The 11,054-nt window shown below is 40.4% G+C and carries 10 protein-coding genes; 4 read left to right on the top strand and 6 right to left on the bottom strand.

The genetic code is table 11. The features are described 5' to 3' along the window. Positions 1–193 precede the first annotated feature (193 nt). From purB to asnS, 3 genes are all read left to right on the top strand, one after another. Positions 194–1,537, top strand: coding sequence for an adenylosuccinate lyase (gene purB / locus LDB17_RS07095; RefSeq protein ID WP_135104762.1), 1,344 nt, complete (start codon positions 194–196; stop codon positions 1,535–1,537). 77 nt (positions 1,538–1,614) lie between these two features. Continuing rightward, a complete protein-coding gene (locus LDB17_RS07090; RefSeq protein ID WP_135104763.1) occupies positions 1,615–3,060 on the top strand; it encodes a pseudouridine synthase in 1,446 nt (481 codons plus the stop codon). A gap of 99 nt (positions 3,061–3,159) precedes the next feature. Continuing rightward, positions 3,160–4,560 carry an asparagine--tRNA ligase gene (gene asnS / locus LDB17_RS07085; protein WP_252638550.1) on the top strand — a complete coding sequence of 467 codons (1,401 nt, stop codon included), beginning with the start codon at positions 3,160–3,162 and terminating at the stop codon, positions 4,558–4,560. 193 nt (positions 4,561–4,753) lie between these two features. Here asnS and LDB17_RS07080 read toward each other — a convergent pair whose 3' ends face one another. From LDB17_RS07080 to lon, 6 genes are all read right to left on the bottom strand, one after another. Next, on the bottom strand, positions 4,754–5,005 hold the full coding sequence (locus LDB17_RS07080) for a DUF4834 family protein (protein ID WP_252638551.1): 252 nt from the start codon (positions 5,003–5,005) through the stop codon (positions 4,754–4,756). Between the two features lie 128 nt (positions 5,006–5,133). Next, positions 5,134–5,718 (bottom strand): manganese efflux pump MntP family protein, encoded by a 585-nt coding sequence (locus LDB17_RS07075; RefSeq protein WP_252638552.1) that lies wholly within the window; start codon positions 5,716–5,718, stop codon positions 5,134–5,136. After that, a complete protein-coding gene (locus tag LDB17_RS07070; RefSeq protein ID WP_252638553.1) occupies positions 5,709–6,227 on the bottom strand; it encodes a nitroreductase family protein in 519 nt (172 codons plus the stop codon). Before LDB17_RS07070 ends, LDB17_RS07075 begins: the two co-directional genes overlap by 10 nt. An 85-nt stretch (positions 6,228–6,312) precedes the next feature. After that, positions 6,313–7,263 (bottom strand): glycosyltransferase family 2 protein, encoded by a 951-nt coding sequence (locus tag LDB17_RS07065; RefSeq protein WP_252638554.1) that lies wholly within the window; start codon positions 7,261–7,263, stop codon positions 6,313–6,315. A gap of 7 nt (positions 7,264–7,270) precedes the next feature. Beyond that, positions 7,271–7,825, bottom strand: a complete 555-nt coding sequence (locus tag LDB17_RS07060) for a DUF4199 domain-containing protein (RefSeq protein ID WP_135104769.1) — start codon at positions 7,823–7,825, stop codon at positions 7,271–7,273. Positions 7,826–7,975: 150 nt separating this feature from the next. Then, positions 7,976–10,465, bottom strand: a complete 2,490-nt coding sequence (gene lon, locus LDB17_RS07055; protein WP_252638555.1) for an endopeptidase La — start codon at positions 10,463–10,465, stop codon at positions 7,976–7,978. 199 nt (positions 10,466–10,664) lie between these two features. Here lon and LDB17_RS07050 point away from each other — a divergent pair. Further along, on the top strand, positions 10,665–11,054 hold a 390-nt coding region (locus LDB17_RS07050; protein WP_393924960.1), incomplete at its 3' end, for a tRNA1(Val) (adenine(37)-N6)-methyltransferase.

The following is an 11,054-nucleotide window of genomic DNA, read 5'->3' as shown; positions in this document are numbered from 1 at the left end:
GTAAATCATCATTTTTTTTATCTTTTTAAGACAAAAAAAACAGTCTTGAAGTTCTTTACCTGAAGAGCATTTATAAAAACCTTTTAGAACTATATTTTGTTGTATATTTGTAGTTCAAAGTAAGTAGTGATATTGAAAGAGAGATTTTTTAAGAAAAGACTAATTAAAAACACATAAGTACTTATAACATAAAATGAGACTAACTCCCTTAACTGCCATTTCGCCAATAGATGGTCGTTATCGCAATAAGACAGAGAAACTAGCCGATTATTTTTCAGAGTATGCCCTTGTAAAGTATCGCGTGCGAGTAGAAGTAGAATACTTTATAGCTCTATGCGAATTGCCGCTACCTCAATTGAAAAATATAGATAAAGAAGTTTTTCCTAAACTGCAGTCTATCGTTGATAATTTTTCGGAAGAAGATGCTTCACGTGTAAAAGAGACTGAAAAAGTAACAAATCATGATGTAAAAGCTGTCGAATATTTTATAAAAGAGAAATTCGATGAGCTTGGGCTTGAACAATACAAAGAGTTTATTCACTTTGGACTTACCTCACAGGATATAAATAATACATCTGTACCATTATCTTTGAAAGATGCTTTGACAGACGTGTATTATCCTTTGCTCGACGAGTTGATCGTGAAGCTCACATCTCAGGCTGAGGCTTGGGCTGACGTAGCTATGCTGGCTAAAACGCACGGACAACCGGCATCACCAACACGCTTGGGTAAGGAGATTATGGTTTTTGCCAGCCGCCTTCAGGCTCAGTTGCAATTGCTCCGATCGGTGCCTTTGTCGGCTAAATTTGGAGGAGCTACAGGAAACTATAACGCACACACGGTAGCCTATCCCGAATATGACTGGAAAGCTTTTGGAAACAAGTTTGTATCCGAAAAGTTGGGCTTGGTGAGAGAAGAGTGGACAACACAGATATCCAATTATGACAACTTGGCAGCGGTGTTTGATGCTTTGAAACGCATCGATACGATAATGATAGACCTCAACAGAGATTTTTGGCAATATATTTCGATGGAATATTTTAAGCAAAAGATCAAAGAGGGCGAAATAGGATCATCGGCAATGCCGCACAAAGTAAACCCTATCGATTTTGAAAATGCAGAAGGTAACCTGGGTATAGCAAATGCAATATTGGAGCACTTGGCGGGTAAACTGCCTGTTTCGCGCTTGCAAAGAGACTTGACAGACTCTACTGTATTGCGTAATATCGGTATACCGATGGGGCATATCGTGATTGCTATTCAAAGCACATTGAAAGGGTTGGATAAATTATTATTGAATAAAGAAGCATTATATAGAGATCTGGACAATTGCTGGGCAGTTGTAGCAGAAGGAATTCAAACGATTCTTCGTCGTGAAGGATATCCGAAACCTTATGAAGCACTGAAGGCTCTTACTCGTACGAACAATGCAATTACAGCAGAATCAATTGCAGAATTCATCGATGAGCTGAATGTCAGTGATGCTGTGAAAGATGAACTGAGAAAAATTACACCTCATACTTACACTGGTGTATAAATTTTTACGTTGTATAATAACCGTGAGGTTGTTTTGAAAAAAATGAATGTAATATAATTAAACAAGAAAAAAATCAAATGGTGACAGAAAATGGAAATGATAGAGACGGCCGGGATGGTTACTCTTCATCAGAAAACAAATCAAATGGAAATGATCCTGTAAAGAAGAAGCGAGCTCGTGTAGGCGATCTACGCAAACAATCTTACGATAGCCCTGACCGTGGAAAAGAACGAAATCCGTATAAGGCTGGTGGCGACAGACAAGGCTCTTCTTACGATAGAGGAAACGAAGAACGTCGATCATATAGCGGTGGCGGTTATTCCGATAATAGAGACAGAGACGGCGGTGGTTATTCAGGTAGTCGTGGCGGTAACTACGATTCTGGTAATCGCGGAGGTAATTACAATAGCGGTAACCGTAGCGGTGGTAACTATAGCAGCGGTGGCAACCGTGGCGGTAACTATGACTCGGGCAATCGTGGCGGTAATTACAATAGCGGTAACCGTAGCGGTGGCAACTACAGTAGTGGTGGCGGTAGCTATGGTGGTGGTAATCGCACCGGAGGCAGCAGCTATGGTGGCGGTAATCGTACCGGAGGCAGCAGTTATGGCGGCGGCAATCGTACCGGAGGTGGTAGCTATGGCGGTGGCAATCGTGGCGGTGGCGGTAGCTATGGCGGCGGTAATCGCAGCGGCGGTAGCAGTTATGGTGGTGCTAACCGTGGTGGCAGTGGCTATAATAAAGCAGCCGAAGGAGTTAAAAGACTTGTTAAGCCTGTAAAGTACAAAGAAAATATAGATCCAAGTACACCTTTACGTTTGAACAAATATCTGGCTAATGCCGGAGTATGTTCTCGTCGCGAAGCTGATGCGTTTATCACATCGGGTGTAGTGAAGGTAAACGGTGAGGTAGTAGATCAATTGGGAGCAAAAGTTACACGTGGAGACTTGGTTACATTCCACGATCAACCGGTACGCTTGGAAAGTAAAGTATACGTATTGCTCAACAAACCGAAAAATTGTGTGACAACATCAGATGATCCGCAAAACCGTCTTACTGTGATGGACTTGGTGAAAAATGCCTGCCCGGAACGTATCTATCCGGTTGGTCGTCTCGATAGAAACACAACAGGTGTTTTATTGTTGACAAACGACGGAGACCTTGCGTCTAAACTGATGCATCCTAAGTTTAAGAAAAAGAAAATCTATCAGGTTACTCTCGACCGTGACGTAGCTATCGAAGATATGCAGGCTATAGCCGACGGAGTAGAGCTGGACGATGGAGAGATACATGCCGACTCAATTGCATATCAGGCAGAAGATGTACTGAATGTAGTGGGTATTGAAATACACTCGGGACGTAACCGAATTGTTCGTCGCATATTCGAAAAGTTAGGTTATCAGGTAGTGAAACTCGACCGTGTATACTTTGCCGGATTGACAAAGAAAAACATACCGAGAAGCAAATGGCGTTATCTGACCGAAAAAGAAGTGAACATGCTTCGTATGGGAGCCTTTGAATAAAATAATTATATTAAATGAAGACTTGGCATAACCTGAAAAAGGCATTATGCCAAGTTTGTTCAAAATAGACAAATTGAAGATTTAATACACATTACAAAGATGGAAAGTATTCGTAGAACAAAAATTGTAGATCTGCTCCGAAAAGAGAAAGAATTTGGGGCTACAGTCGCCGTAAAAGGATGGGTAAGAACTATTCGTGGTAATAAATATGTGAATTTTATTCACCTGAACGATGGCTCTACAATTCATAATCTTCAGATCGTAGCCGATGTGGAAAAATTTGGAGAGACGTTCTTCAAACCTGTAAGTACCGGAGCATGTATCCATGTTATCGGAAAGTTGGTAGAATCGCAGGGTAAGGGACAAACAATGGAAATTCAGGCAGATTCTGTAGAGATTTACGGAACAGCAGACCCTGAAACTTATCCGTTGCAAAAGAAAGGGCACTCACTCGAGTTTTTGAGAGAGATTGCTTATCTGCGCCCTCGTACAAATACTTTCGGTGCAATATTCCGTATACGTCACCATATGGCTTATGCCATCCATAAATATTTCAACGATAATGGATTTTTCTATTTCCATACACCTATTGTAACTGCTTCGGATGCAGAAGGTGCAGGATCTATGTTTCAGGTAACTACACTCGACTTTAATAATGTTCCACGCAACGATAAAGGACAGGTAGACTATGCTGAAGATTTCTTCGGACGCCAGACCAACCTTACCGTATCGGGACAGCTCGAAGGTGAACTTGGAGCAATGGCTCTTGGTGCTATTTATACATTTGGCCCGACATTCCGTGCCGAGAATTCAAATACTCCTCGACATCTTGCCGAATTTTGGATGATAGAGCCCGAAGTAGCGTTCTATGATATCCACGACAATATGGACTTGGCGGAAGACTTCCTAAAATATCTGATACGTTATGCGTTGGAAAATTGTAAGGATGATCTTGAATTCCTGAGCGAGCATTTTGATAAAGAATTGATAGACCGTCTGAACTTTGTTACAGCTAACGACTTTGTACGCCTTACGTATACCGAAGGGGTAGAGATACTGGAGAAGAGCGGACACAAGTTCGAATTCCCTGTTTATTGGGGAGCCGACTTGCAATCGGAACACGAACGTTATTTGGTAGAAAAGCACTTCAAACGTCCTGTTATCCTGACCGACTATCCAAAGGAGATCAAGTCTTTCTATATGAAACAGAACGAAGATGGCAAAACTGTTCGTGGCATGGATGTCCTTTTCCCTAAGATTGGAGAAATCATCGGAGGTTCGGAGCGTGAAGCTGATTATGATAAACTTATTACCCGTACCAAGGAACTGGGAATGAATACAGACCCTATCTGGTGGTACCTCGAAACACGTAAATTCGGAACAGCACCTCATGCCGGTTTCGGATTAGGATTTGAACGTCTTATCCTCTTTATTACAGGTATGGCGAATATCCGTGATGTGATTCCTTTCCCTCGTACACCAAACAATGCCGAGTTTTAAATCAGGCAATCAAGTATATAAAAGAGCAGCAAAATATTTTGCTGCTCTTTTTATTTAAGTTACACTAATTATTATTGACTACTTAATATAAGTAGGGATTAATATCAAAGTAAAAGAACAAAAAATAAAATATTCAAGCAAAAAAAGCAGAAAATCATTCGACTTTCTGCTTTTTGTTTATGTTTACTTTTTCCTATTCTTTTATCTCTTCAAACTTTACATATTCGCCTTCGTTCTTCGAAAAGACTTTGCGTTGATCGTTTTTTGATGCGTGATTGTATTGCTCGTTATTATTCGATGAATAAGTATTATTGGTCCTTTGTCCCGAAAAAGGAGAAGACGATGGTCTTCCGAATATAAAAGACGCTACTCCCCTGATCAGAGAAAAGACAAACATTATCCCTAAAATAGCGATGGAAAATATCAGAAAGAATATAAGTGTCATTTGTTTTTAGTTTTATAAATTATAACCAAAGCAAATATAATATTTGCATTACTAAAGATAACACGTATATAAGCCTTTAGATGTAATAGTTTTATTTATTTAACAAGACTTTAGCATTGTAAACAATATCAGATGAAAGCCCAGCCTTCGTGATGAAAAACTGTATGCTGCATAAGTATACTGCACCCGATAATGATGAGGATAATGCCTCCTATGATATTTATTCTAAGATTGTACCGTTGCCCGACTTTGCTTCCCGATATCACACCAAACGAAGCTACAAGCATTGTAACCACACCGATTACTATAGCCGGAAGGAATATGTTTATATTGATCAGCGACATGGATAGCCCTACGGCTGTGGCATCGATACTGGTTGCAACGCCCAGACTAAACATGGTTTTGAAATTAAGCGGATTGAATGGCTTGCTTTCTCCTTCGTTTTTGATGCTCGAGTATATTACCCTTGTGCCTAAGAAAAAGAGAATGATAAATGCCAGCCAATGATCGTACTCGTCGATATATTCAGCAAATGTGGAGCCTATAAACCATCCGAACACAGTGAGGCTCATTTGCATAAATGCGAGCATACCCGCTATCTTCAGGATGTTGATCGTATCGTGATTTTTTATTATAGCCCCACTGGTAAGTGCTATAACGAGGCTGTCCATCGACAGGCCTATTGCTAGTATAATAATTTGGATTATATCCATTTGGTAATCTCGTTCAGTTCCTTACGGGTTTTGTTTGGGCAAATGCTTTTTTGTTCGTCAACATATCCGAGGGGGAATATGGCTATGGCTTCCAGATGAGCCGGTATATCGAGAGCCTTACACAGAATGTGAGGGTCGAAGTTACAAACCCAACACGTTCCCAAGCCGATTTCGGCCGCTGCGAGGCATATATGCTCGGCAGCAATGGCTGCGTCTACATCACCAAAGTCTTTATTGTCAGTGTTTTTTCTTTTCCACGATTGCTCAGAATCCTTGCAAACGATTATATGCATAGGTGCCGATTTGAACCACTCTCTGTTGTACGATTCTTGTATTTTTTCTATTGCATCCTTGTTGGTAACAACATAGAATACCCAAGGCTGGTAGTTACAAGCTGACGGTGCCAGGCGTGCACAATCAAGAATGTAATTCACTTTTTCCGCTTCTACAGGTTGAGGCATGTAAGCCCTAACCGAATAGCGGTTTTCAATAAGATTTTTTAGTCGCATTAGCTTTATGTAGTAGTCTTAACTGATGCCTTTTGTTCTTAATGGAATGAAAAGGATACAGCTATAGGCTGATATTCAGACTTACTTATAATTCTTCTTCTACTTTATAATTGTTCCTTTCGCTCGAACTGCGTGAGATAATCTCTCCCAGAAATCCCGCAAGAAAAAGCTGTGTTCCCAGTATCATCATTGTCAGGGCAATGAAAAAATACGGTGAACTAGTCACCAACGGGTGTGCTATCCCTTTGCTCATAGCATACAATTTGCTGCAACCTAAAATAACAGCAGCTATGAATCCGATAAAGAACATGACAGTACCCCACAGTCCAAAAAAGTGCATTGGTTTTCGTCCAAATACCGATAAAAACCAAAGAGTTAGCAAATCGAGATAACCGTTTACAAAACGGCTGAATCCGGCAAATTTGCTTTTACCATATTTACGGGCTTGATGGTGTACTTCTTTTTCTGTAATTTTTGTAAACCCTGCTATTTTTGCAAGGTATGGTATATAACGGTGCATATCGTTATATATCTCTATGCTTTTCACCACATCTTTGCGATAGGCCTTCAGCCCACAGTTGAAGTCGTGGAGCTTCACTCCCGAAACTTTTCTGGCTGTAGCATTAAATAGCTTTGTAGGCAATGTTTTCGACAGTGGATCGTAACGTTTCTTTTTCCATCCCGAAACAAGATCATACTTGTCTTCCTTTATCATCTTGTAGAGTTCCGGTATTTCGTCGGGACTGTCTTGCAAGTCCGCATCCATCGTGATCACAACATCGCCGGTTGTACGTCCGAAAGCGCAATGCAAGGCAGGAGATTTGCCATAGTTGCGTCTGAATCGGATTGCTTTTACATTTTCGTCCGATTTTTTCAAATCAGATATTATTTCCCACGAACGGTCTTTACTGCCATCGTCAACAAAAATGATCTCGTACGAGAAGCCGTTCTCATTCATAACCCTTTTTATCCACGCATGGAGTTCGCTTAGCGATTCTTCTTCATTATATAAAGGTATAACAACAGATATATCCATAGATGCCTTAGTTATTCTTTTTTATTTTGACTACAAAATTGAGAACAAAGCTAAGGAAAAATCCTAAGAATATGTTCTTTATAAATTCCATTACGATATATGTCAGTTTGTTGGAAAATATTACTCTCATAATGTCTTTTGCCCGTTCGTAGTCGGCCTCAGGTACTTTTATTATAGGGGCAACTTCTATGCTTTTCATCACCGGCTCTATCATGCGGCTAAAGAATGCCGGGTCGATAAACTGATAGTGAGCAAACATGATTACACCTTCGAGAAAAGAGGCGTAAAAGCACATCAATACGGTAAAGGCGATGCAATGCCATGCGCTTTGCGGATTGTCGGGGTCGGAAGTCTTAAACCTGTAATAGAAAATATACACTACCAACAATGTGACAATGTTGAGTAGATAAAATATGAATGCAAACCTGTCTGATACACCTATGCCTGCTACAATTAGAAATATGTATCTGATAACCCAGAACAATCCGAGCAACAGACCATAAAACATAGCATATCTGTTGATTATAGAGAAGCTTTCGCCTAAACGTTGATTTTTTGCCATAAGTGATACAAATGTAAGAAAATTATCAGATTCTATAAAGCAGCCCCATAAACAATTACCAAGAAATAAGTAAGAGGGTAGTGGATTATGCAAAGAGGCTATCCAAAAAATTAGACAGCCTCTTTATGTATTCAGAAATTTCTTTACCTATTAGTTCCCTTTGTTCTCTTTTTCTTCTTTTATGGTTAAGTCTAAAGGGTGTTTCACCTTCTCTTTTAGCAAAGCTATATCGAGAACTTCCTTTATGTCGTCTACATAGTGGAAAGTCAATCCTTTGAGATATAGAGGTTTGATTTCGTCTATATTCTTTTTGTTTTCTTTGCAAAGGATAATCTCTTTTATTCCGGCACGTTTTGCAGCCAGTATCTTTTCACGGATGCCTCCGACGGGAAGAACTTTTCCACGCAGAGTTATTTCTCCGGTCATTGCCAGATTTGGTCTAACCTTGCGTTGGGTAAAAGCCGAAGCCAGCGATGTAACCATTGTTATACCTGCCGACGGCCCATCTTTCGGAATAGCTCCTTCGGGAACGTGTACATGTACATTCCAGTTGTCGAATACCTTTTCGTCGATACCGAGCAATTGCTGTCCGTGCGACTGTAGATATTGGAGTGCAAGTATGGCCGATTCTTTCATCACATCACCCAGATTTCCTGTAAGGGTTAGTTTGCCGCCCTTGCCTTTGTTTAGCGATGTTTCTATAAACAGAATTTCTCCACCTACCGAAGTCCACGCCAAGCCTGTAACGACTCCCGCATATTCGTTACCCTGATATTGATCACGGGTATATTCTACTGCACCCAGATACTCTTGCAAATCATCCGGATCGATCACTTTCTTGTATTCATCGTCAGAAGCTACCTTACGAGCGAGTTTACGCATAATCTTGGCGATCTTCTTGTCCAGTTCACGTACTCCCGATTCGCGGGTATAGTTTTCTACAATTTTTTCTATTGTTTTTTTCGGAATATCGATAGCGTCTTTTGTCAGTCCGTGATTTTCCAATTGTTTAGGTATCAGGTGACGGCGAGCTATTTCTATTTTCTCTTCTATAATGTACCCGCTCACGTCTATCAGTTCCATACGGTCGAGCAATGGCTGAGAGATGGTCGATAGGTTGTTTGCTGTAGCAAGGAACATTACTTTCGATAAATCGTAATCGATATTCAGGTAATTGTCGTGGAATGTTGAATTTTGTTCAGGGTCAAGTACTTCCAACAGTGCAGAAGACGGATCACCTTTAAAATCACTACCTATTTTATCGATTTCATCCAGCACAAACACAGGATTTGAAGAACCGGATTTGAGTATATTCTGAATAATACGTCCCGGCATCGCGCCTATATATGTACGGCGGTGTCCTCGTATTTCCGACTCGTCGTGCAATCCTCCCAAAGACACTCTCACATAGTTGCGGTTGAGTGCTTTTGCTACAGATTTACCTAAGGATGTTTTCCCTACTCCCGGAGGGCCATAAAGACAAATGATCGGCGATTTGAGGTCACCTTTCAGTTTCAGTACGGCAAGATGCTCAATAATACGCTCTTTTACTTTCTCCAAACCAAAGTGATCTTGATCGAGCACCTTCTGAGCATTTTTCAGATTGAAATTGTCCTTCGTGTACTCGCCCCAAGGCAAGTCGAGTATGGTTTCTATATATGTATATTGAGTAGAGTAGTCGGGCGACTGCGGATGCAGGCGTTCGAGCTTTGTTATTTCTTTTTCGAAAATAGCGGCTACATCTTTACCCCACTTCTTCTTTGCTGCTCTCTGTTTAAACTCCTCGAGGTCGGCTTGTTGAGGGCTTCCGCCCAATTCGTCCTGAATTGTTTTTATCTGTTGTTGAAGGAAGTATTCTTTTTGTTGTTGGTTGAGCTCTTCACGCGTTTTCATTTGGATGTTGAGCTTCATCTCCATCATCTGAGTTTCACGATTGAGGATAACCAACAGGCGGTAAGCACGTTCTTTTTCGTCGTCTATTTCCAAGAGAGCTTGCTTCTCCGATCCCGAAACAGGCAGATTTGCACAACAGTAATTTACCAATACCGAAGATACAGTATCCGACTTTATTCGCTGTATGAATTCCTTTGGTGGTTCGCCATACATACGCAGCATGAGTATCATCTGGTCGCGAATAGAATCTAACAGTGCTTTGTATTCTGTGTCTGTCTTGAGAACAGGAACACTTTCCTTGATTTCGTATCTTCCTTTAAGGAACGGTTCGGTTTGTGTCAGTTCTGTCAGGCGAAAACGTTTTTTTCCTTGAAAGATGACAGTCACGTTCTCATCGTCCGGAAGCTCGATTACACGTATAATTTCGCCAATAACGCCTATTGAATACAGGTCGTTGATTTCGGGTTCTTCGTTGTCTGCGTCTTTTTGGCAGACAAGCCCCACGTATTTCCCTTTCAGACGGCTTACACTTTTTATCAGCTTCAACGATTTTTTTCGTGCAACGGATATCGGCATGCTCGTCCCGGGAAAAATAATCGTGTTTCTTAGCGGAAGAATCGCGATTTCTTCTTTCAGGTCGTTTTCATTTATATAGCAATCTCCATCATCGAAGTCATTAGCTATGATCGATATAACCGGTCCATTGTTTTCTTCGAGACTGAGAAAATCTTTCTTTTTACTAAACATATTTATAATCCTTGTTTTTGTTTTTATGCTCCTTTTTACAAGAAGCAGATAAAAATATGGAATAATAACTAACTTTGCTTACATATATAACAAAATTTATGCCATAAATGGTTATAGATTTTTTGAATGAGTGATAGTATAATACATGTAATAAGAAATTATACATTGATTTTACTATAAAAATGTTACTTATATAGATATGCCGAATCCTTATTTCAGGTTCAAAAAGTTTACAGTCTATCACGATCGTTGTGCCATGAAGGTGGGTACAGATGGTGTTTTGCTTGGTGCATGGGTCAATGTTTCGGGCGATAATATTCTGGATATAGGTACAGGTACGGGACTCATTTCGTTGATGATGGCTCAGCGCAACGAAAAAGCTAGAATAGATGCAATAGACATTGACAGCGATGCTGTAAGTCAGGCAAAGGATAATATTGGAAATTCTCCATTTGGTAACCGTATCAATTCTTGGAATGCTTCGTTACAAGTGTTTTGCTCAAAAGCTGAGAAACGATATGATGTGATTGTTTCCAACCCTCCTTTTTTTGTACAATCCTTAAAGTCGCCAAACAAAGAACGTTCTTTG

Origin of the sequence: Dysgonomonas sp. Shenzhen-Wh21 (assembly GCF_043392705.1) — a bacterium.
Taxonomy (GTDB): domain Bacteria; phylum Bacteroidota; class Bacteroidia; order Bacteroidales; family Dysgonomonadaceae; genus Dysgonomonas.
The sequence above is the reverse complement of the archived record's forward strand: the minus strand, read 5'-3'. Positions and strand labels throughout refer to the sequence as shown.